Raw genomic sequence first — 20,738 nt, forward strand, 5'->3', positions numbered from 1 at the left:
GTTATATCGTAATATTGCGATATAATGATACATATAAAAACGCGAGGTGGTGCGCATTGATGGACAACAACTTCAAGGCCTACCAGGAGGCCGCCGACATACTCAAAGCTTTGGCCCACCCTGTTCGCCTATGCATCGTTAAGGGCTTGCTGGACAAAAAAGATTGCAACGTTACCTACATGCAGGAATGTTTAAAACTGCCCCAATCTACCGTTTCCCAGCATTTGCAGAAATTGCGCAACCTGGGCATCGTCGAAGCCGAGCGCAGCGGATTGGAAGTAAAATACCGGATCGCCAACGATCATGTAAAAAAACTGATCCGCACCTTATTTGAGGAGGAACAATAAATGAGCAAAAAAGTGCTTATCATCGGCGGCGTCGCCGGCGGAGCTTCCGCAGCGGCAAGACTCCGCCGGCTGGATGAAGACGCGCATATCGTCATGTTCGAACGAGATTCGTACATTTCATTTGCGAACTGCGGACTCCCCTATTATATCGGGGATTCAATCAAAGACCGTTCAAAGCTGCTGGTACAAACTCCGGAGGCCATGCACCGACGGTTTAATATCGACGTCCGGACCGGAAGCGAAGTGATCGGCATTGATCCGTCCCGCAAGACCGTTCGCGTCCGCAGCAAAGACCGCGGTGAATACGAGGAAAGCTATGACGCGATGATTTTGTCGCCCGGCGCCAAACCGATTCGTCCGTATTTGCCCGGCATCGAAAGCAGCCGTATTCATACGCTGCGCAACATTCCCGACACCGACCGCATCAAGCGGCGGGTCGCCGACGAACAGGCTGCTTCGGCCATCGTCATCGGCGGTGGTTTTATCGGCGTGGAAATGGCCGAAAACCTGAAGGAAATCGGTCTTGACGTTACCTTGATCGAAGGCGGGCCGCAGATTCTCTCGCCTTTTGATCCGGAAATGGCGGGTGTGCTGGCCAAAGAACTGGAAGATCGCGGCGTTAAACTGCTGATGTCGCAAACCGTAACTTCGTTTGAGGAAATGGGACAGCAAATCGTGGTCCGCACCTCAAGCGGTCTGTCGCTCGCCGGCGACATCGTCATTTTAGCTATCGGGGTTGCGCCGGATACGGCTTTCCTGAAAGAGTCCGGAATCGAATTGGGGCCGCGCGGCCATATTATCGTAAATGACAAGCTGGAAACGAACCTGGAAGGCGTCTATGCGGTGGGCGACGCCATAGAAATTAGTGATTTTGTGAACGGCTCCAAAACCGCGATTCCGCTTGCCGGACCGGCAAACAAGCAAGGCCGGATCGCGGCCGACAACGTATGCGGTCTAGGTACGGTCTATAAAGGAACACAAGGCACATCGATTATCAAAGTGTTTGGCCTTACGGGAGCGTCCACCGGCAACAACGAAAAAACGCTGCAGCGCCTGGGAATTCCCTATCATGTCATCTACGTCCATCCAAATTCCCATGCCTCGTATTATCCCGGAGCCGCGCCGATCACGATGAAGCTGCTGTTTCAAGCGGACGGGACTCTGCTTGGGGCCCAAGCAGTCGGGTATGACGGCGTCGATAAGCGTATCGACGATATCGCCACCGTCATTCACTTCCACGGCACCGTAACGGATCTAACGGAACTTGAGCTGGCTTATGCCCCGCCCTACTCGTCGGCCAAAGACCCGGTGAACATGGCCGGCTATACGGCGGAAAACGTGCTCAGCGGGCGCACGAACGTTTTCGTGCCGAAAGACTTGGCCGCACGGGACGAGCAATCGACGCTGCTTGTGGACGTGCGTTCCGAAATCGAGCACGCGGGCGGCCACATTCCCGGGTCACTGCTAATCCCTGTCGATGAGCTGCGGGACCGACTCGGCGAACTCGATCCGGCCAAGGAAATCTGGGTGTACTGCCAGGTCGGTCTTCGCGGGTACACCGCATCGCGCATCCTCCAGCAAAAAGGATACCGTGTCCGCAACCTGACCGGCGGTTATAAGCTTTACCGGATGGCTAACTATGAGCCTGGAGGAGCTCAGCTTCCTCCGGGTCGTCTCGACGCGGCGGAGGCGAAAGCGGAAGTTGCCGCGGCTGCGGCTGCGGCCAAAGAGAGCAATCCGCTTCAAACCGCAAATGAACCAGCTGTGGCGAACGAGCCGCTACGCTCCGACGCGGAGTTGGACGCCTGCGGGCTTTGCTGCCCAGGTCCGCTCATTCAAGTGAAACAAACGATGGACCGGCTTCAAGAAGGCCAAGTTTTGCGCGTAACCGCCTCGGACCCTGGATTCTACGAGGATGTGCAGGCCTGGGCCAACATGTCCAAACACCGGATGCTCCGGGTCAGCAAAAACGATAACGGCATCATCGAAGCATATATGCGCAAGGGCGGCGCGATGGCCGGGGAGGCGGCAAATGCTGAGCAGCCGGCGGCATTGCCGGAGGGCACGACAATGGTCGTGTTCAGCGGCGATTTGGACAAGGCGATCGCCTCCTTTATTATCGCCAATGGGGCTGCAGCCAGCGGAAAGAAGGTCACCTTGTTCTTCACTTTCTGGGGTCTTAACATTCTCCGCAAGCCGGAAAAAGTACCCGTAAACAAAAGCTTTATCGGCCGCATGTTCGGCGCGATGATGCCGCGGGGCAGCCGAAAATTGGCATTGTCCCGCATGAACATGATGGGCATGGGTGCCAAAATGATTCGCGGCGTGATGCAAAAAGGGAACGTATCCTCACTTGAAGAGCTGATGGACACCGCGATAAGCCAAGGCGTGGAAATCGTCGCCTGCCAGATGTCCATGGACCTGATGGGCATCGCCAAAGAAGAGCTGATCGACGGCGTCAAAATCGGCGGAGTCGGATATTATTTAGGCAAAGCGGACCAATCGGGCATTAATTTGTTTATTTAATCAGGTATCATCGAATCATCGATGTCCTAAAATTTCATTGTCCGAAGGAGTGATTTCCTTGACCGGCCAGATTCGCCAAAATAACGTGGACCGTTTCAACGGCTTCGGAACGCTTTATGATCAGAGCCGCCCGCAAGCCCCGGAAGAAGTAGCCAAAATTTTAACGATGTATCTGGGCCGAGCGCCTGAGTACGTTGCGGATGTCGGATGCGGAACCGGCCTCTCCACTATGATTTGGCTGAAGCATGCCGAGCGGGTCATCGGCATCGAGCCGAACGACGACATGCGCGGGGTCGCTTTAAGCCGTCTGCGGGAGACGGGTGCTCAGGAAAAGCTGACGTTCGTCCAGGGCCTCTCCGACCAACTCCCGCTCGCATCGGCTTCCGTCGATATCGTCACCTGTTCACAATCATTTCACTGGATGGAGCCTCAACCAACGCTGCGGGAATTCGCTCGCGTGCTGCGCCCTGGCGGCGTGTTCGCCGCCTATGATTGCGATTGGCCGCCGGCCATCGCCCCCGAACTTGAACAGGCGTACGAGCGGCTCATCGATTTTGCCGACCAGCGGGCCAGCGAACTGGCCGAAAGCGGCAAACAAGCGTACAAGTGGCCCAAAGACAAGCATTTACAGGAAATCCGGGAGAGCGGATGGTTTCATTTTTCCCGAGAGATCGTGTTCCACCATTGGGAAAGCTGCGATGCCGGCCGGTATGCGAATCTGGCCTTCAGCCAAGGCGGTCTGCAGACGGCGCTGAAATTAGGAGATGGCGAAGTTGCAGCCGCCGCGGAGCGGTTCCGCAACCAGGCCATTCAAGCATTCGGCGGCGAAACCCGGGAAATCCTGTTTAACTACCGGATGCGGCTTGGCGTTAAGTAATGACTAAAAGGCCGCCGGAGGAATTCGCTTCGGCGGCCTTTTTATGCCTAACCTCGGGTAATAGAGGTGCATAGCGCAAAATAGCGGAGATTTTTTCGTGTTGTTTAGGGACTAGGTTTGGAAAAAGCGACGAGAAGCCGCCCCAAAAAACAAGGTCAAAAAATGCATTTATTCCAGCGAAATCGGTTCATTTAAGAGAAATAGAAGCAATATATGTGGCTATTTTGTAGGCAGGTTGTCCTACCCGATCGGTCGGCTCCGGCAGACGCTGTCAAATTTCATAAAAAAAAGCAAGGCCAAAATTTCGGCCTTGCCCAAATATGCTTAGGAGAACACTTCCTCTTAGGAGGAGTGGAAAATCAATTGCAGTGCACCGCTGGATTAGCGAGCGATGACGTGGATCGGATGGCCTTCCACGAGTTCCGCGGTTTCCATCACGATTTCACCCAGCGTCGGGTGAGCGTGAATCGTCAGCGAGATGTCTTCCAGCGTTGCGCCCATTTCGATCGCGAGGCCCAGCTCGGCAATCAGGTTGGAAGCTTCGATACCGACGATTTGCGCGCCGAGAACGACGTTATTGTCGGCATTTGCGACGATTTTGATGAAGCCGTCAGGCTGGTTCAGCGAAGTTGCGCGGCCGTTGCCCGCAAACGGGAATTTGCCGGCTTTCACATTGATGCCTTTTTCCTTCGCTTCTTTTTCGGTGTAACCAACGCTCGAGCATTCCGGATCGGTGAAAACAACCGCAGGAATCGCCTTGTAGTCGACAACGGAAGGCAGTCCGGAAATCGCTTCGGCCGCTACCTTGCCTTCGTAGGAAGCCTTATGCGCAAGCGCAGGACCCGCTACGATATCGCCGATCGCGAAGATTTTCGGGTTGCTGGTGCGCCCTTGATGGTCGACTTTGACCAGACCGCGATCGGTCAATTCCACGCCGGCCAAATCCAGGCCGAGATCTCCGTCCGTGTTAGGACGGCGGCCCACCGTTACCAGCAGGTAATCGGCGGTGATTTCTTTGCTTTCGCCGTTTACGGAGTATTTCACCGTTACGTTCTTATCGGTTTGCTCCGCGCTTTCGGCTTTCGCGTTCGTTACGATTTCGATGCCGGTTTTGGCCATGCTCTTGGCCACGAGGCGGGTCATGTCCTTGTCGAAGCCAGGCAGCACGCTGTCCATGCCTTCGATAATCGTCACTTTCGTGCCGAATTTGGAGAACATTTGACCGAGCTCAGCACCGATATAGCCGCCGCCGATGACGATCAGGCTGCCCGGAATTTCTTGCAGCTCAAGAGCTTCCGTGGAGGACAAAATGCGTCCGCCAAACGGGAACGGCTTCAGTTCAATCGGACGGGAGCCGGTCGCCAGAATGCAGTTTTTGAAACGGTAACGCGGGGATTCGTGTTCGTTGAAGCAGCGGGCTTCGCTGTCATTGATGAACATAACCTCGCCGCTGAACACTTCCACTTTGTTGCCTTTCAAGAGCCCCGTTACGCCTTGGGTCATTTTCTTGACGACGCCGTTTTTGAATTCTTGCGTTTTCTTAAAATCCACTTTGACGTTTTCCGCCGTAATCCCGAAAGCATCGGCATGCTGTGCGGATTCGTATTGATGCGCCGCCGAAATCAGCGCTTTGGACGGAATACAGCCGCGGTTCAAGCAGACACCGCCAAGCTCGGATTTGTCCACGATCAGCACTTTTTGCCCCAGTTGAGCAGCGCGAATCGCTGCCACGTAACCGCCGGGACCTGCTCCGACTACCAGTGTATCGATATCAATAGATGCGTCTCCTACTACCATGATGGTATTACACCTCCATAACAAGCAGCTCAGGGTTGGCGAGCAGCTGTTTAATATAGTTCATCGCGTTTTGAGCCGTAGCGCCGTCGATCAAACGGTGGTCGAAGCTGAGCGACAAGGCCATAACCGGAGCGACAACGATCTCGCCGTCTCTAACGGCCGGTTTTTGGCTGATCCGGCCGGTGCCCAGAATGGCGACTTCCGGATAGTTGATGATCGGCGTAAAGAACATGCCGCCAGCGGAACCGATGTTCGAAATCGAAATCGTGCTTCCTTTCATCTCGTTTGCGGACAGCTTGCCTTCGCGGCCGCGCAGCGCCAAATCGGAAATCGCTTCGGCGATCATCCAGATGCTCTTGCGGTCGGCAGCTTTCACCACCGGCACGATCAAGCCGTTGTCGGTGTCGGTAGCGATACCGATGTCGTAGTGTTTCTTGTAAACAATCTCATTGTTTACGTCGTCGATGGACGCGTTGAGCGCCGGATATTTGCGGACCGCCGCCACGAGCGCTTTAACGATGAACGGCAGGTAAGTCACCTTGATGCCTTTCTTCTCGGCAACAGGTTTCATGCGGGTGCGGAAGGCCACCAGTTCCGTAACGTCCACTTCGTCCATGATCGTAACGTGCGGCGCGGTATACGCCGATTTAACCATCGCGTTGGAAATGGCTTTGCGGATGCCTTTGAACGGCACGCGTTCTTCTTCGTCGGCCACTGCGATCGGCGTAGGTGCCGGAGCCGCTGGAGCCGCCGCTGCTGCACCGCTTGCCGCAGGCGCTGCCGAAGCTGCCGCAGGTGCACCGCCGTTCTTGAACGCATCAACGTCTTCACGCGTGATTTTGCCGGCTTTGCCCGTGCCTGGCACTTGCGTGATGTCAATGCCCAGCTCACGAGCGTATTTGCGTACGCTTGGCGTAGCCAATACTTCGCGGTTCGGCGCTGCAGGAGCTGCCGCTGCCGCCGGAGCCGCCGCACTTGCAGCCGGTGCGGCTTCAGCCGGTGCCGGTGCCGCCGCTTCCGGTTCGTCATGCGCCGGTGCGTCCGCTTGCTCCGGAATGTCGCCTTCGGCGTCGATCACGGCGACGACTTGGCCTACGCGGAACACGGCGCCGTCGGTGCCGAACACTTCCTGAACCGTACCGTTAACCGGACACGGCACTTCCACGACCGCTTTGTCGTTTTGCACTTCCATAATGATATCTTCGTCGGTTACTTTGTCGCCCGGTTTGATGTGCATTTTAATAATTTCGCCCTCATGCAAACCTTCCCCAAGCTCAGGGAAACGATATTCAAATTTAGCCACCGTAAATGACCTCCTATTTCGTCGAATTAAAATTCAAGAACTTTGTTGACGCCGTCGATGACGCGAGCCGGAGACGGAAGCCATTGATCCTCGATTTGCGCGAACGGATATACGGTATCCGGCGGCGCAACGCGAAGCACTGGAGCTTCCAGGTGCAAAATCGCTTTTTCGTTGATTTGCGCGATCACTTCCGCGGCGATGCCCGCGGATTTTTGCGCTTCCTGTACGACGATGGCGCGGTTCGTTTTCTTCACCGATGCGACGATCGTGTCGATGTCGAGCGGCACCAGCGTGCGCAGGTCGATAACTTCGGCTTTGATGCCTTTGGTTTTCTCCAGCTCTTCCGCCGCTTTGACAGCCGTGTGAACCATCAGCCCGTAAGCGATGATCGTGACGTCGGAGCCTTCGCGAACAATGTTCGCTTTGCCCAGTTCAACCGTGTAGTCCTCTTCAGGCACTTCGGCGCGGAAAGCATGGTACAAGTTCAAATGCTCCATGAAAAATACCGGATCGTTATCGCGGATGGCCGAGATCAGCAGGCCTTTCGCATCATAAGGATTGGACGGAATCACCAGCTTGATGCCCGGAGTTTGCGCGATCAATCCTTCCAGGGCGTCAGTGTGCAGCTCCGCTGCTTTGACCCCGCCGCCGAACGGCGTGCGGAATACGACCGGCGCATGGTAACGTCCGCCGGAACGGTAACGCATCCGGGCCGCCTGCACCAAAATTTGGTCGAGCGCTTCAAAAATAAAGCCGACAAACTGAATTTCCGCTACCGGACGGAAACCTTGAATCCCGAGGCCAACCGCCATGCCGCCGATCGCCGACTCGGCCAGCGGCGTATCCATCACGCGCTCTTCCCCGAATTCTTTTTGCAGACCTTCCGTTACGCGGAACACGCCGCCCACATGACCTACGTCTTCGCCGAAAATCAGGACGTTCGGATCACGCTTCAGTTCCACGCGGAGCGCGTCGCGAATTGCTTCTTTCATATTCATTTGTGCCATTCTATATATCCTCCTCTTTAGAACGATCTGACTAGATTAGACTCTAACCTTATTGAAAATCGGCTTTTTGCTCTTCCAGATGCTTCGGCGTTTTCTCGAACATGCTGTCGATCAAGCCAGGAATCGTCATTTTTTCCGTTTGTTCCGCTTTTTTGATCTGTTCGTTAACGGTCGCTTTGGCTTCGTCTTTTACGCGAGCCGTATCTTCTTCGGACCACAGACCTTTTTTCTCCAAATATTTGGCGAGGCGGGCAATCGGGTCTTTTTCGCTCCATTCCCCTTCTTCTTCTTTCGTCCGGTACTTGGAGGTATCGTCGGAAAGGGAGTGCGGACGGAAACGGTAAGTTACCGCTTCAATCAAAGTTGCGCCTTCCCCGTTGCGCGCACGTTCAGCCGCTTCGCGAACGGCGGCGATGACGGCAAACACGTCCATGCCGTCGACTTTCACGCCGCGGATCCCGGCCGCAACGGCTTTATGAGCAATGGACAAAGCAGCGGTTTGTTTCGAGAACGGCGTGGTAATCGCGTAACCGTTGTTTTGCACAAAGAAAATGACCGGCAACTTGAAGGCCCCAGCATAGTTCAATGCTTCGTAGAAGTCGCCTTCGGAAGAACCGCCGTCACCCGTATAAGTAATGGCCACATGTTTTTGCTTCTTCAATTTGTAGCCCATCGCGATGCCCATGGCATGCAAAACTTGCGCGCCGATAATGATTTGAGGCATAAGTACGTTGACGCCTTCCGGAATTTGTCCGCCATGCTGATGGCCGCGGGAATACAGGAAAGCTTGATACAGCGGCAGACCGTGCCATACGAGCTGCGGCATATCGCGGTAGCCCGGGCAGACGAAGTCGTCTTTTTCCAAGGCAAATTCGCTGCCGACCATCGTCGCCTCTTGTCCGGATACCGGAGCGTAGAAACCAAGGCGGCCTTGACGGCCCAAGTTAATGGCGCGTTCATCCCAAGTGCGGGTGAATACCATGCGGTACATCAGTTCTTTCAATTGATCGTCGGAGAGCTCCGGCAGCTTATCTTTGTTAACGATTTCACCGTCCGGCGACAGCACGGACAAAGCTTCGACTTCCTCCGTATATACTTCATAAGGAATCTTGCTCATTTTTTTCACCTCGACTGAAAATTTGATTATCTTGTTCCTCTGTTATAGAATTATTATACTCCTGTTTCATTCTCAAAGTCAAAGGAATTAAGGAGAATTGTGTCATATTTTTATTTTTGTTTATATAACAGTTTTTCGAAAATAATATAACACAACCCCATTTAACCCATCATGACAAGGAGCGTGTAACAAAGCATGACGGATTCGCGTTATTTGAAACGAACCATTATTAAGGAGGAAATCGACAGCAAATACTTGGGGGAAAAACGATATCTTCGTATTTACCTGCCTCCCGGGTATAACGAAATCTTGAGTTATCCTGTCGTATACTGTCAGGATGGCGAAGAGTTTTTCAATTTCGGACGTATTGCCACGCACGCCAACCAGCTGATCCTCGACGAAGGGATCGATCCGTTTATCATCGTCGGCGTGGAAGTGGATACGAAAGTGCGCACCGAGGAATACGCCCCGTTCGGCAACCGTTTTGACGCTTATACCCGCTGTTTCACGGAAGAAATTATTCCCTTCATTGAACGGAATTATCCGGTTCGGCGCGAACGCGAAGAAAGAGTCCTGGCCGGCGATTCGCTGGGGGCGACCGTCTCCCTCCACTTGGCTATGAAAAATCCGGAACTGTTTTCCAAAATCATCAGCTTGTCCGGAGCCTACTATGGACCGTCCCTCAAACTGCTGGCCCAAGAAACGGACTTGTCCTACCTGTCCTTGTTTATGGTCGTCGGGCTGCAGGAGGATCATTACACGACCGACACGGGCACCTATAATTTCGTCGAATTGAATCGCCAGGCCAAAGCGCTGCTTGAGGAACGGGGAGCCAGGATCGTCTATACCGAAAAAGACGGTAAACATTTATGGGGCTTTTGGCAGCAAGAGCTTCCCGGAGCGCTCGTCCATTTCTTGAAATAGCGCTTTCAAAACAAACGGACGCCAAAATCGGAACAACAGAGGCCGTCTTAATATAGTAGGAAACTATTTCGGACAGCCTCTGGTTGTTTTTTTATTTAATTGCGGTGAACCGACCCGGAAGCGGCGACATGCTCGCTTTTCGGCAGCTCGGCCGGAGTTTCGGGCCTTTTGAGCGACCGGCGCGGCAGCTTCCATTTGTAGTGGACGGATAACATGCGAAAAAATACGACGATCGCAAACAGCAAAATCAGTTCCATCGTGGATTTAAAAAATCCAAAGCCCACGGCAAGCCCGGCCAGCATCGCCCATACCGCGTAAATCTCATCGCGCAGCACCAGCGGTTTGCGTCCGGCGAGCAAATCGCGGATAATTCCGCCGCCGATCCCCGTCAGTACCGCCGCTACGAGCACCGCGCTCATCGGATGCTTCATTTCCGTGGCATACAGCGCCCCTTGAATGGCAAAGGCGGACAGGCCGATGGCGTCAAAAAACACCTCCGCCCTTTTCCAATGCCGGATCCACGGCAGCGGCAAAATAAAGGCTACCAGCACGGACAACACCGCCAGTAAAATCAAGTCGTGTTGCCCCCACAGCGTTGTAACCGGGATGCCGATGAGCACATTGCGCACGATTCCCCCGCCAAACGCAGTAACCAAGCCAAGCACCATAACGCCCAGGATGTCGTATTCCTCTTCCATCGCCACAAACGCTCCCGACATGGCAAATGCGATCGTTCCGATGATGCTGAAAATGTCAAATATGTGCATTCTATTGTACTCTTCTGCCCTCTCTTTCGCCCCTTGTGCCTGCATCATCATTTTAGGCCTCTGTGCCAAAATTGTGTAGTCCTCAAATTTGAATTATACTACATGAACAAGGGATTCAACCAGAAAGGAAGAAAAGAAATGGCTGGAAAGCGCGTGCTCATTTTTGCGGGCGGACGCATCGATCCTGATGTATTACAGGATATCCAAGCGGATGATGTGTTGATCGGCGCCGATCGGGGCGCTTTATTTTTGGTAGAGCATGGAATCCGGCCGCACCTGGCGGTCGGGGATTTCGATTCCGTCAGTCCCGAGGAACTGGACAATATTAAACAGAACTGTATGGAGCTCATCGCCTGCGATCCCGTCGACAAGGACTTGACCGATACCGAGCTGGCCTACAACCTGGCGTTAAAGCAACGGCCCGCGGAAATCTTGATGACCGGCGTCATCGGGACCCGGCTCGACCATACGCTCGCCAACGTGCATATGATGCTGCGCGGCCTGCAGCAGCAAATCCGTACCGACATTTGGGACAAGCACAATTACATAACGTTAACCGGTTCGGAATGCCGGATAACGGATCGCGGTTATACTTACGTTTCCCTTCTCCCGCTTACACCCGAAGTAACGGGAATTACGCTTGAAGGATTTTTGTACCCGCTGGACAATGCCAGCTTGCGTTTAGGCCAATCGCTGGGTATCAGCAACCGTTTGACGGGGCCTGAAGGAATTGTCCGGGTTTCAAGCGGTCTTTTGCTGATTATGCAAAGCAAAGATTAATTGAAAACAATTTTGTAACCTTTTTGATCGTTTGCATGAAGTCGAAAAAACCCTTGATCCTCAAGGGTTTTTTCTTTGTAAATTGCAAAATCCTGCTTTTTTTCTTAAAAATCTGTAAACTTTAATGATATTTTAATAAATGCATTCAAACTATGAATATATCAGGTTTTTAGGAGACTATGCCATATATTAGGAGGTAACATTTCTGTTATACTTCTCTACGAACCGGTTGAAAAACAATAACTTTGGAGGTATACAACATGAACATGCGCAGCATATTCCAAAAAGTATTGACGGTCGGCATTGTGTCCACCATCGGTTTCAGCACTCTGCTTGCCAGTGGGGCTGAGCCTGTACAAGCCCAGTCGGCAACCAGCACGGCTGTTTCGAAAGGATCGCAAATCGTTAACTTCGGTAAACAATTTATGGGTACGCCTTATAAATTTGGCGCTTCTACTTCGACAACAAGAGTTTTTGATTGCTCGTCATTTATGAAGTACATTTTTGGACGGTACGGCGTTGACCTGCCCCGGACTTCCGCCGCTCAATCGAAAGAAGGCTACGCGGTTTCCAAATCCAATCTGAAGCCAGGCGACCTGGTGTTCTTCTCCAGCGGCAGCCGCGCAAACGGCCATAACGTGACTCACGTCGCCGTTTACATGGGAGGCGGTAAAATTCTGCATACGTACGGTAAACCGGGCGTGACCATTTCCGACCTGAACTCCGGAAACTGGAAAAGAACTTACCTGAAAGCCCGCCGCGTCCTGTAAACTTTAATCGTACCAGTGCAATTCACCCTTTATCCCGGCAGCCTCTCTGCCGGGATTTTTGTCTTTTCATTGCAGCATATATCCCGTTCCGCGCACCGTGTGCAGCAATTTTTGCGTTTGCCCGCGGTCGATTTTTTTGCGCAAATGACGTATATACACATCGACTACGTTCGTCCCGGCGGCGAAATCGTAACCCCATACCTGCTGCAAAATCATCTCCCGGCCGCATACCTTGCCTGCCCGTTTTAACAAAAACAGCAGCAAATCAAACTCCTTCGGCGTCAGCTTAACCTCTTCGTCCCCGCGATACACTTTGCGGCTTTTTAGCTCCATCCGCAAATCCCCATAGCTTAGCTCAGTAAGCGAACCGTCCCCGATCCGTTTAAACATCGCGATCAGATGACCGGCCCGGGCATACAGCTCGGCGATCGGGACGTCGATACTTACGACGTCGTTTGCGCCGGCCGCAAACCCGCTCACGACTTCATCCGTGTTCCATTTGCGCAATAGAAGGATGAGCGGGTAGGCGGCAAACCGGCCAACCTGCTGCAAAATTTCCCCCGCGGATAGATCCGGCAAATCCGTTCCCAGCAGCACCAGGTCCGGAAACTCGTCTTCGAGATAACGGACCGTCTCTTTTCCGTTACGATGCTGTGCGACTTCGTACCCCGCCTCTTCCAGCCCAAGTCTTAACCGTTCCCCCGCGGAAGGATCCGCCAAGGCCAACAGCACCTTCCTTTTCATTTTCGCCCCAACCACCTTGCCTGCAAATGCCAATCCTATTTAATAAGATGATCATTCTTCGCAAAAACCATTCCAAAGGCCTTTGGGGGTTGGGGCTTTTGCCGTTCTTCGGACTTTACCCCAAAAAGCGGTCATAGATTCCTTTGGCTTCCACCGGATCTTTCGTGCCGTGAATCAGGGCCCGTCCGTCCTCAAACAAAACCAGACGCCGTTCTCCGATCGTGTAGGACAGCAGAAACGGATTCACTTCCACTTTGCCTTCATTTAACCGGCTAAGCGTTGCCGCCATATCAGGCAGGTTCAACCGGCGCTTTTGGGCCGGACGGATCTGAACCGTATCCCTGCCGCAGAGCACTTCCGTTTTTCGGTGGCTCGCCGCGGATAAGTACGGAAAGCCGGGGTGCGCACCGCAGGAAGGACAGTCTTCCCGTTTGGCGGAAGCCACCTTAATGGAAGCTTGTTCGTTGCGCCACAAATCAAAGGTCAACAGCGTTCCGCGCAGCGCTTCCGGATGCCCGGTCAACAGCTTTAACGCCTCCGTTGTCTGATGGGCCACAACCATTTGGACCGCCGAAGGGATGACGCCGACCGTATCACAGGTTTCGCCGCCCATGGGGATGCTCCCCAGCAAACAGTTCAAGCAGGGCGTCACTCCCGGCAAAACCGTAAACGTGATGCCGTAGCTGCCGACGCAGCCTCCGTAAATCCACGGAATCCGGTACTTTTGCGAAATATCGTTGATCACCATCCGGGTATCGAAATTGTCCGTGGCGTCCATAATCAGATGCACGCCGGGGATAAGCGCCTCCAGTTCTTCGGGGCCCACATCCGTCACCAATGCCTCGATCTCAACCGTACTGTTGATCGCCTTTAGCCGCTCGCTCGCCGCGACCGCTTTCGGCACTCTTCCGGCGGCATCCGCTTCCGAAAACAGCTGCTGCCGCTGCAAATTGCTCCATTCGACATAATCGCGGTCCGCGATAACGACATGCCCCGCACCAGACCTGGTGAGCGACTCGGCGATCCCGGTTCCGAGCGCTCCCGCGCCGATGATCAGCACCTTCGCTTTCCCCAGCATATTTTGGCCATCGGCGCCGATCGGAGCAAAAAGCTTTTGCCGCGAATAGCGATCGACTTTATCCCCCGGTACTGCGGTATCCTCTAACTTCATGAAGGTATCCTCCCCATAATCCGCCTGGATGTGTATATAGCTAATTTTATCATCTAGGCTGCGGATTGTAACTTAGGGAATCCACCCACTTAGGGAGTTACAACCCCCGATCTGAAGCATTTCGCCTGAAAATATCCGCTTGCCGCCGCCGCCCGCTCTCCGGGAAACACCTCGCTAACCTCATAATCGGCACTGCTCGCTTCCGGACAAGTGTCCCGGAAATAATACTTAAGCCCGTTTCTCCTATTCACTCCGCCAAGTACGGCATCGCTTCTCACCAGGCGTCCGCCGCCCAACGCATAATTGTTGTAGTAGCGGTCGCCGATCGGTATGCCTTGCAAAAACACAAGCACCCCAACGTCGTCCAGCGTATTGCTCCATTCCTCCTGTGAAATGACCGGCAGCGTGAACGTATAATGAACGCCCTTCTTTAGGGCAAACTCATTATGTCTATGGATTACCTTTGCCAGATCCTCCTCGATACTGTGCACAATGGCCGTGCGCCGCACCTGATCAAACCGTTCATCGTCTTGAAGAAGCGGAATCGTAAGCTCCGATTTCAGTTCGGTTTGCAGTCCGTCCTCCCACTCATCCAAACCGGAGTCGTGTGCTGTTATATGCCGGTCCAGCGTAAAGGAGACATAATTGCCGAAGGCATCCGCGTATGCGTAAGGCTTCTTGAGGCTCCATCGGTGCGTCATCTCGGGACTGCCGTCCGCATCGGCAGACTCCGCCGCCGCATAAATCGAGTATCCGTCATAATCTATAACGACGATGGCAGGTATGTATACCAGCAAAGCCTGCTGGGCCAGCGGGTCATCCGTCACCCCAAAATGAATGTACAAGCTTTGCAGCAGCACGGAAAGAGCGCGGTCTTTATCGGCGCGCATCCATTTTTGCGAACCGTACCCGCTTTCGTATCGTTGGAGCTCGTTGAGGTTCAGCGCGCTGCCGCCATCTTGGGCGGCCGTTCTCAGCGCCGTCGTATACCGCGTTTCGAGCATGTTCGTCTCGCGGATATTTTCGGCATGCAAGCTGCCGAGCCAAAGGAACGGGCTGACGATAAGCACAAACACGACCGCCCAATCAGTAATCTTCATTTAATACCATTCCTCCGTAGGACAACACATCTTTGTAACCCGCTGCCGTCCCGGTTCCATATAAAAATTCGGAGAGCACGTCATACGGCGAACGGGACCGGGCCTTTACGGTAACGCTGAAAAAATCTCCCGCCTGCAGCGTGTACTTCACTTGCTCTTCGCCGGCTGCCGCCCGGTTCTCGCTAAACAGAACGCCTAGGATATCTTCGGTGTAATAGGCGTCGTAAACGACGCTAAACCGGTCTTGAAACGTGTCCGGATCGGCCGGATCGCCGTATTCGGGGTGATATTTTTTGTGCCGGTGTTCAAGCTCAATATCGTAAAGATTTCCTTTGGCTTCCAGGCTGCGGGTAAATTGCTCGTACATCACCGGTGAGATATACCCTTTCGTACGAACCGCATCGGCAAACTCGGTCAAGGCGTGATAAGCCGACATATAGCGGATATCCGCTTCCCTTTGCGCCGTTTGAACGGCCGGAAACAAGTACAGCAGCAATACGGCGAGCAGCGCGGACGCGATTTTGGACAAAGCGTTGGTCATATTGAACGTCCCCTCATTTTTTCGTGAAAACTAGCTTCAACAACCGGCTGCCGGCATCGTATTCACGCCGGGTTTCGTATTGCCCCTGCAGGTCAATCAAAGCCAGCGCCTCCCTGCGCCTTTGTTCCATAACCTCGGCCGGTTCATCACCGGTCAAAACCGTAAACCGCCGGCCCTCCACCTCGACCGGTACGCCGAGCTCAACCCATAGCTGCAGGCCGAAGAGCAAGCTGAGTCCGGAGTATGCTTCCGCCCGGTCCGGCACGGCAACGGCAACATCGGACGGAACAGCCAACGTCCCCGCAAGCGCACCGTCCGCTAAAGAAAACACATTCCGCTCCTGAACATGGGTTTGCGCCGCCAGCTGCTCCAGCGCCAAATCCTGCCGCTCCGCAAAACTTAACGTGATAAAGGCCGCGGCCAGGCTAAACGATACGGAAAGAAGCAGCCAAAGTATGCTTTTCAGCTGACTCATCATCTGTCCGTCCGGCCCGACTCAACGATTTACCGTCGTTTGCGTAAATATAAGGCCGCGTACGACATTAGAGTTATCCTTGACGACCTGAGCCTTAAATTTCCCGCTGGGGTTTACGTATTCATCCAGCTTTTCATTCCATGAATCGCTGATGTCCGCACTGCTTTTGCCTGTAACCGTACCGTAATCCCTCGATGAAGACGCACCGATGTTCAAAATGTATCCGTACCATTCCCCAACGCTGTTCTTCCCGGTTTTTACCTGAATGCCGAACTGGTCGCGATCCTGGAATTTCCGCAGCGCGTTTGTCACCTGCGAACCGCTGATCGTCGTATCGTCGTACACCGTAAAAGAAGCCTGGGACAACTCCGTCTGAATGTCGGAAAAATTGTTCTGCGCGGTTTTTGTCGCCTCCTGGGCGGAAACGAACAAAATGACCACAATCGTAATCAAAGCGATCGTCAAGAAAATACCGGCAGCCACCTTTAGAGCGGATGAAGCGTTATTCATAGGTACAGTCCTCCTTGGTTCATCATAATTTTTGGATTTGTTCAAAATACAAGCCCATTTGCTGAAAGCTCATCCAAATGAGCGGAAATACCAGGTACGCAAACACAAGCGAATACATGGGCGCAAACCCGATCATCCGGCCGAATCCGGCCTTTACATCAATCGACTTCTCGTAATCGAGCCGCCGCTGTTCAAAATGATAGGACATCTCGCTGTCCAAATCGTCAAACGCATCGGCTATCGTGATTTTTTCCGAAGCCAGCAGCAGCTTGTCCGCAAGCCGCCGGAATTCGTCCAGCACCACCTCCCGTTTCAGCTCCTCCAAAGCGGCTTCGGCCCCGTGGCCGTAATCCAGCAAGCATTTTTGCAGCGGTGTCCTGAAAATGACGGCATAGGAAGCCAGCCATTCCAAAATTTCCTCCACCGAAATTCGCTCCAGCTCCCGCAATATGGCGATCATCGTCTGGAATTGATAAACCTCGTGCCTCATGTCCATCAGGCGCATGCTGCGCTGAAACATCAGCGACCAGAGGGGAAAATAATATCCGGCCCCCCCGGCCAGAAGCGCAAGCAGCAGCTCCCACCATTTCAGGTACTCATCGTTCCAGCGCTGAAGCTTGCCCTGAATTCGCTGAGCGGCAGCGGAAATGTCTTCGCGGGTTGGGGCCGTACGCCCGCTGCCCATCAGCGACGCAGCCGATTCGGCAACTTCATCAACCTTCGCATCGCCGGCCATGCCAAGCTGTTTCATCACCCGGGCGTCCAGTTCGGCTTGAACGCGGGCCTCGGCCGTCTCTTCCTTCGTAAGCGAGCCAAAAAACACCGCTCCGGCCGGAGGCTCCAGCAAAATGTATTGCCGGGACAAATGATGAAGCGTAAAAACGGCAACCAGCGTAACCAACAAACCGCTGACAAATAAAGCGACGCGCCTTATCTGAAACAGCTCCACAGGCAGCGTATGGTTCGTATCCTTCAGCAGCCGGGCAAGCTTGTGGTAAGCCTCCGTGGCAGGGCGCGGCACAAACCGGCGGCCCAGCGTTCCAAGTCCGCGCACCTTTAACAAACGAGCTTCCCAGGGAACTTTAGCCTGCCCGGCGCGGTATGCCGTCTCTTCCTCGCTTTTCAACTTTTGCAGCAGCAGGTAAGAAAGCAGGATGATCAGAAACAGGCCGATTTTGATCACCATCCCCGCTTTGCTTAAATAGAACTGGTCCATCAGCGGGAAATGGCTTCTCGCCCATACCTCCACAGGTTTCGTAAAGAAAACCGGCGTCAGGGCAATCACATGCAGCCCTTTCAACAAATAATCCAGCCGGTTTTTACGGATCAGCTCCAGTTGAATTTCCCCGGTAAGGCTGGTTATCCCCCGCAAATACAAAGAGCCCTGCGCACGTTTGCGATCCCCGTATTCGAGCACCAGCCTGGAGATGCCGGCAAAAGCTTTCAGGAAGCGGCTTGGCGCCGTTTCGTAGTATTTCTCCAGCGCTTCGTCCGGGTTTGCGTCCGTCAGCGCCTCGCCGATCATATGCGCGTGAATTCCGATTTCCCGTCCGGTGGTTTCCCCCGCCTCCTCGATCGCGTCGGCGACCATGCCGTGCCGGTGGTAAGCATGGCGGACAGCGGCAAAGAAATCGAGCATCTGTTCGAGCAGCCTGGTCTCCTGCCTGTTTACGTACCCGTCGAGCAGCACGCCTTGAATCACCGTCCCGGCGATCAGCAGCGACAACACGAAAATCCAGTTCGGATTTAATGCTGCCAGAACTCCAACGACGGCCACATACGCGCCTGCGGAGAAATAAGCGAATTTCATCGTTTCGCGCCGGAGTTCAAACTCGTCGAACCGGTGGACCGGAGCCAGCCGTTTGCGGATTTTCAAAGCATAATGCCTAAGCGGCGCAAGCTTCATCCAAAGCGCATAAGATCTCATCGCAAAGGCGGAAAAGGTCCGGTTCAAGCTGTCCCTCGCTCCCCGGCCAGCCCTTTCGGCTGCGCCCTCCTCAAACCCCAGCGCCTCCTCGCGCGAGCCGATTAAGCGGCCGGCCGCATACAACAGGCTGAAACCGATCAGCGATATTCCCATCACCGCGATAAGCGCCGATTTAAGCTCCAATTTTCTCCCCCCAATACGCCTTGGCAAACCGTCCGAACGAAGCCGCGTCCTCCGGCGTCATCTCGCGGATCATCGCTTCCCGGCAGCGCTTTGAGATCGGCTGCACGGCGACGTAACAACCGTCCCGGTATTCAACGATCACCCGCTCGGAATAACCGCGCCGGTACGGCATGGCCCCGTAAACCAAGCCACCTCCCGTTTCATCGTTCGCGCCCGGCTCGCCGGCTTCCTTTTCGTCCGGACGGCAGCACTCCGTGATCCGCTCGATATAACGCTTCCCGCTCATATCCCTGCGCAGGTGCACATCGAAATCGATCGCCGAGGCGACCTGCAATTCCGCCACGCGTTCATCGCGGAACACTCCGGTTTTCAGCAAAGAATTCCGCAGCGATTCCATCAGATCGCGGAACGTTTTGGCGTGATGCGTAAACAGGGTGAACAGGCTGGCCACCTGCGCCATCTGCACCATCCACGCGGCGACCTCGTCCGTGGCCACCTCGCCCAAAATGTTCACGGTGCCGTCGGTTTTTTTCTGCAGATCAAGCCCCGCCTGGCCGCTGACATAATCCGTCTCCCGGAAGCTCAAAATGTTTCTGCCCGTATAGATCCTGCGCAAATTCAGCTCAAAAGACATCTCCTGGACGCGCAGCGTATAGGAGGCGTAAATATGCTTGACGAGCGCCATCAGCAGCGTCGTTTTGCCCGAGCCCTGCGAACCGGTAATCGCGGTAATGCGGCTTCCTTTCATAAGGAATTTCAGCAGCTCTATAGGCAGCGGCGCATTTTCTCCTTGGATAAGCTGCTCCAGCACGGCGTTTTTCACATCGAATTTGCGAACAAAAAACGCCCACGACTCCGCAAACGGCGGTCTGACCACCACGACCCGCGAACCGTCCTTCATCTCGTTGACTTTATAGCCGTTCGCTTCGGACAGCTGGCCGGGTAAATTAAATTTGTAAATGTTCTGGCACACCCGCTTCAGCTCGGCTACGCTGCCGAACGACAGGAAGGAAAGACGCACGCTTTTGCCTTTGTAAAAAATCCATACGCTGTCCCAGGAACGGGAAACTTCTTCCCCATCCTCGTCGGTTCGGCGCAGCGCATCCTTCTCCGCCCCCTGCCCGCCCTCTGCCGGGATCGCCGCCATATGCGCAGGGATGCCGCTGACGCCGCCGCTCACGCCGTCAATCCGCTGCCCCAGCAGTTCGTCTACGACGGAAAAGCCTTTGTACGCCTGATAAATGCGCTGCACGACGAGATCGAGCTTTTCCCGGAACGTCAACAAGCGGTATTCACGGTAAAAAATACGGTCCACATCCTCGGCGTTGATCTCATAAACAAACGTCCCTTCTTCCGCTTTGGGAGCTTTGGGCGCATCCAGGCCGTACTCTTCGATCAACCGGGATAACCCATCGGTTCCGAAGTTCAGCTTATATAGATACAAAACGATGTCGAAGCGGTCCTGAACCGTCAGCCGGTCCCTGTCCCCAAACGGAATAATCCGGTCGATATTGTCTTCCCCGACCCCGTAGCCGTGGGCCAGTAAATCCTTGATAAAGGATTTCACGTACCGTTTGTCCTGCGCATCGCCATATGTACATCCCCGCAGCGCCTTGCGCAGCTCGGCCCGCGCTTTGACCCGGCGGTTCCAGGTCTCTTCGCCCATTCCCCAATCATTGGCGTGCGAACGGCTAAGCTCGTGCAAGCTGCGCTTCACGTATTCGATCAGCGCGGGAAACGAATAGCGGTCGTCGCCCGCCTTGCTTATTCCCGGTCCGCCTGCGGCGGCACGCGCCCTCACCCATAGGAAGAGCAGCGCCAGCAGCGCAATCAGGACGATAAGCAGCAGGTTAACGATTTTGTCGTTCAAAC

The 20,738-nt window shown here is 54.2% G+C and carries 19 protein-coding genes; 6 read left to right on the plus strand and 13 right to left on the minus strand.

Annotated features, from left to right (window positions below):
• Nucleotides 1-59: 59 nt before the first annotated feature.
• Genes NYE74_RS20225 through NYE74_RS20235 form a run of 3 tightly spaced genes read left to right on the plus strand, consistent with a single transcriptional unit; the run spans nt 60 to nt 3,750 of the window.
• Nucleotides 60-347, plus strand: a complete 288-nt coding sequence (locus tag NYE74_RS20225) for an ArsR/SmtB family transcription factor (RefSeq protein WP_036623091.1) — start codon at nt 60-62, stop codon at nt 345-347.
• Nucleotides 348-2,873, plus strand: coding sequence for an FAD-dependent oxidoreductase (locus tag NYE74_RS20230; RefSeq protein WP_341005146.1), 2,526 nt, complete (start codon nt 348-350; stop codon nt 2,871-2,873).
• 58 nt (nt 2,874-2,931) lie between these two features.
• Nucleotides 2,932-3,750 carry a class I SAM-dependent methyltransferase gene (locus NYE74_RS20235; RefSeq protein WP_155620177.1) on the plus strand — a complete coding sequence of 273 codons (819 nt, stop codon included), beginning with the start codon at nt 2,932-2,934 and terminating at the stop codon, nt 3,748-3,750.
• A 381-nt stretch (nt 3,751-4,131) separates the two neighbouring features.
• Here NYE74_RS20235 and lpdA read toward each other — a convergent pair whose 3' ends face one another.
• Genes lpdA through pdhA form a run of 4 tightly spaced genes read right to left on the minus strand, consistent with a single transcriptional unit; the run spans nt 4,132 to nt 8,974 of the window.
• A complete protein-coding gene (gene lpdA, locus NYE74_RS20240; protein ID WP_155620150.1) occupies nt 4,132-5,547 on the minus strand; it encodes a dihydrolipoyl dehydrogenase in 1,416 nt (471 codons plus the stop codon).
• A gap of 7 nt (nt 5,548-5,554) precedes the next feature.
• Nucleotides 5,555-6,850 carry a dihydrolipoamide acetyltransferase family protein gene (locus NYE74_RS20245; RefSeq protein ID WP_240751752.1) on the minus strand — a complete coding sequence of 432 codons (1,296 nt, stop codon included), beginning with the start codon at nt 6,848-6,850 and terminating at the stop codon, nt 5,555-5,557.
• A 26-nt stretch (nt 6,851-6,876) separates the two neighbouring features.
• Nucleotides 6,877-7,857: an alpha-ketoacid dehydrogenase subunit beta gene (locus NYE74_RS20250; protein WP_036623099.1), complete on the minus strand. Its 981-nt coding sequence runs from the start codon at nt 7,855-7,857 to the stop codon at nt 6,877-6,879.
• 49 nt (nt 7,858-7,906) lie between these two features.
• Nucleotides 7,907-8,974: a pyruvate dehydrogenase (acetyl-transferring) E1 component subunit alpha gene (pdhA, locus tag NYE74_RS20255; protein WP_036623100.1), complete on the minus strand. Its 1,068-nt coding sequence runs from the start codon at nt 8,972-8,974 to the stop codon at nt 7,907-7,909.
• Nucleotides 8,975-9,169: 195 nt separating this feature from the next.
• Here pdhA and NYE74_RS20260 point away from each other — a divergent pair, with 195 nt between their 5' ends.
• On the plus strand, nt 9,170-9,898 hold the full coding sequence (locus NYE74_RS20260; protein ID WP_036623101.1) for an alpha/beta hydrolase: 729 nt from the start codon (nt 9,170-9,172) through the stop codon (nt 9,896-9,898).
• 95 nt (nt 9,899-9,993) lie between these two features.
• On the opposite strand, the gene NYE74_RS20265 is transcribed toward NYE74_RS20260, so the two are convergent.
• Nucleotides 9,994-10,665, minus strand: a complete 672-nt coding sequence (locus NYE74_RS20265; protein ID WP_036623102.1) for a trimeric intracellular cation channel family protein — start codon at nt 10,663-10,665, stop codon at nt 9,994-9,996.
• 138 nt (nt 10,666-10,803) lie between these two features.
• On the opposite strand from NYE74_RS20265, the gene NYE74_RS20270 reads away from it, so the two are divergent.
• Together NYE74_RS20270 and NYE74_RS20275 are read left to right on the plus strand one after the other, a co-directional pair.
• Nucleotides 10,804-11,445: a thiamine diphosphokinase gene (locus NYE74_RS20270; RefSeq protein ID WP_341005147.1), complete on the plus strand. Its 642-nt coding sequence runs from the start codon at nt 10,804-10,806 to the stop codon at nt 11,443-11,445.
• A gap of 260 nt (nt 11,446-11,705) precedes the next feature.
• A complete protein-coding gene (locus tag NYE74_RS20275) occupies nt 11,706-12,215 on the plus strand; it encodes a C40 family peptidase (RefSeq protein WP_036623106.1) in 510 nt (169 codons plus the stop codon).
• A gap of 66 nt (nt 12,216-12,281) precedes the next feature.
• Here the strand turns inward: NYE74_RS20275 and NYE74_RS20280 are convergent, their stop codons facing one another.
• The 8 genes from NYE74_RS20280 to NYE74_RS20315 form a co-directional block, all read right to left on the minus strand.
• Entirely contained in the window at nt 12,282-12,959 is a 678-nt protein-coding gene (locus NYE74_RS20280) for a response regulator transcription factor (protein ID WP_341005148.1), read from the minus strand.
• 115 nt (nt 12,960-13,074) lie between these two features.
• Nucleotides 13,075-14,130, minus strand: coding sequence for a ThiF family adenylyltransferase (locus tag NYE74_RS20285; RefSeq protein WP_036623109.1), 1,056 nt, complete (start codon nt 14,128-14,130; stop codon nt 13,075-13,077).
• Nucleotides 14,131-14,219: 89 nt separating this feature from the next.
• Nucleotides 14,220-15,230 carry a hypothetical protein gene (locus tag NYE74_RS20290; RefSeq protein WP_036623110.1) on the minus strand — a complete coding sequence of 337 codons (1,011 nt, stop codon included), beginning with the start codon at nt 15,228-15,230 and terminating at the stop codon, nt 14,220-14,222.
• Nucleotides 15,217-15,771, minus strand: a complete 555-nt coding sequence (locus tag NYE74_RS20295) for a hypothetical protein (RefSeq protein WP_036623111.1) — start codon at nt 15,769-15,771, stop codon at nt 15,217-15,219. Before NYE74_RS20295 ends, NYE74_RS20290 begins: the two co-directional genes overlap by 14 nt.
• A gap of 13 nt (nt 15,772-15,784) precedes the next feature.
• Complete coding sequence (locus NYE74_RS20300) at nt 15,785-16,246, minus strand: hypothetical protein (RefSeq protein WP_341005149.1); 462 nt, start codon at nt 16,244-16,246, stop codon at nt 15,785-15,787.
• A 21-nt stretch (nt 16,247-16,267) separates the two neighbouring features.
• A complete protein-coding gene (locus NYE74_RS20305; RefSeq protein ID WP_036623113.1) occupies nt 16,268-16,756 on the minus strand; it encodes a hypothetical protein in 489 nt (162 codons plus the stop codon).
• 22 nt (nt 16,757-16,778) lie between these two features.
• Nucleotides 16,779-18,866 carry a hypothetical protein gene (locus NYE74_RS20310; RefSeq protein WP_213510349.1) on the minus strand — a complete coding sequence of 696 codons (2,088 nt, stop codon included), beginning with the start codon at nt 18,864-18,866 and terminating at the stop codon, nt 16,779-16,781.
• Complete coding sequence (locus NYE74_RS20315) at nt 18,856-20,736, minus strand: ATPase, T2SS/T4P/T4SS family (protein WP_341005150.1); 1,881 nt, start codon at nt 20,734-20,736, stop codon at nt 18,856-18,858. The genes NYE74_RS20310 and NYE74_RS20315 overlap by 11 nt, the downstream gene beginning before the upstream one ends.
• Nucleotides 20,737-20,738: the final 2 nt, after the last annotated feature.

This window comes from Paenibacillus sp. FSL P4-0127 (genome assembly GCF_038007325.1).
GTDB classification, from domain to species: domain Bacteria; phylum Bacillota; class Bacilli; order Paenibacillales; family Paenibacillaceae; genus Fontibacillus; species Fontibacillus macerans.

Bases quoted from the DNA above. Each gene is read 5' to 3' on its own strand.
- NYE74_RS20225 (WP_036623091.1), top strand. From the start codon at position 60: ATGGACAACAACTTCAAGGCCTACCAGGAGGCCGCCGACATACTCAAA.
- NYE74_RS20230 (WP_341005146.1), top strand. From the start codon at position 348: ATGAGCAAAAAAGTGCTTATCATCGGCGGCGTCGCCGGCGGAGCTTCC.
- lpdA (WP_155620150.1), bottom strand. From the start codon at position 5,547: ATGGTAGTAGGAGACGCATCTATTGATATCGATACACTGGTAGTCGGA.
- NYE74_RS20250 (WP_036623099.1), bottom strand. From the start codon at position 7,857: ATGGCACAAATGAATATGAAAGAAGCAATTCGCGACGCGCTCCGCGTG.
- pdhA (WP_036623100.1), bottom strand. From the start codon at position 8,974: ATGAGCAAGATTCCTTATGAAGTATATACGGAGGAAGTCGAAGCTTTG.
- NYE74_RS20260 (WP_036623101.1), top strand. From the start codon at position 9,170: ATGACGGATTCGCGTTATTTGAAACGAACCATTATTAAGGAGGAAATC.
- NYE74_RS20265 (WP_036623102.1), bottom strand. From the start codon at position 10,665: ATGCACATATTTGACATTTTCAGCATCATCGGAACGATCGCATTTGCC.
- NYE74_RS20270 (WP_341005147.1), top strand. From the start codon at position 10,804: ATGGCTGGAAAGCGCGTGCTCATTTTTGCGGGCGGACGCATCGATCCT.
- NYE74_RS20275 (WP_036623106.1), top strand. From the start codon at position 11,706: ATGAACATGCGCAGCATATTCCAAAAAGTATTGACGGTCGGCATTGTG.
- NYE74_RS20280 (WP_341005148.1), bottom strand. From the start codon at position 12,959: ATGAAAAGGAAGGTGCTGTTGGCCTTGGCGGATCCTTCCGCGGGGGAA.
- NYE74_RS20285 (WP_036623109.1), bottom strand. From the start codon at position 14,130: ATGAAGTTAGAGGATACCGCAGTACCGGGGGATAAAGTCGATCGCTAT.
- NYE74_RS20290 (WP_036623110.1), bottom strand. From the start codon at position 15,230: ATGAAGATTACTGATTGGGCGGTCGTGTTTGTGCTTATCGTCAGCCCG.
- NYE74_RS20295 (WP_036623111.1), bottom strand. From the start codon at position 15,771: ATGACCAACGCTTTGTCCAAAATCGCGTCCGCGCTGCTCGCCGTATTG.
- NYE74_RS20300 (WP_341005149.1), bottom strand. From the start codon at position 16,246: ATGAGTCAGCTGAAAAGCATACTTTGGCTGCTTCTTTCCGTATCGTTT.
- NYE74_RS20305 (WP_036623113.1), bottom strand. From the start codon at position 16,756: ATGAATAACGCTTCATCCGCTCTAAAGGTGGCTGCCGGTATTTTCTTG.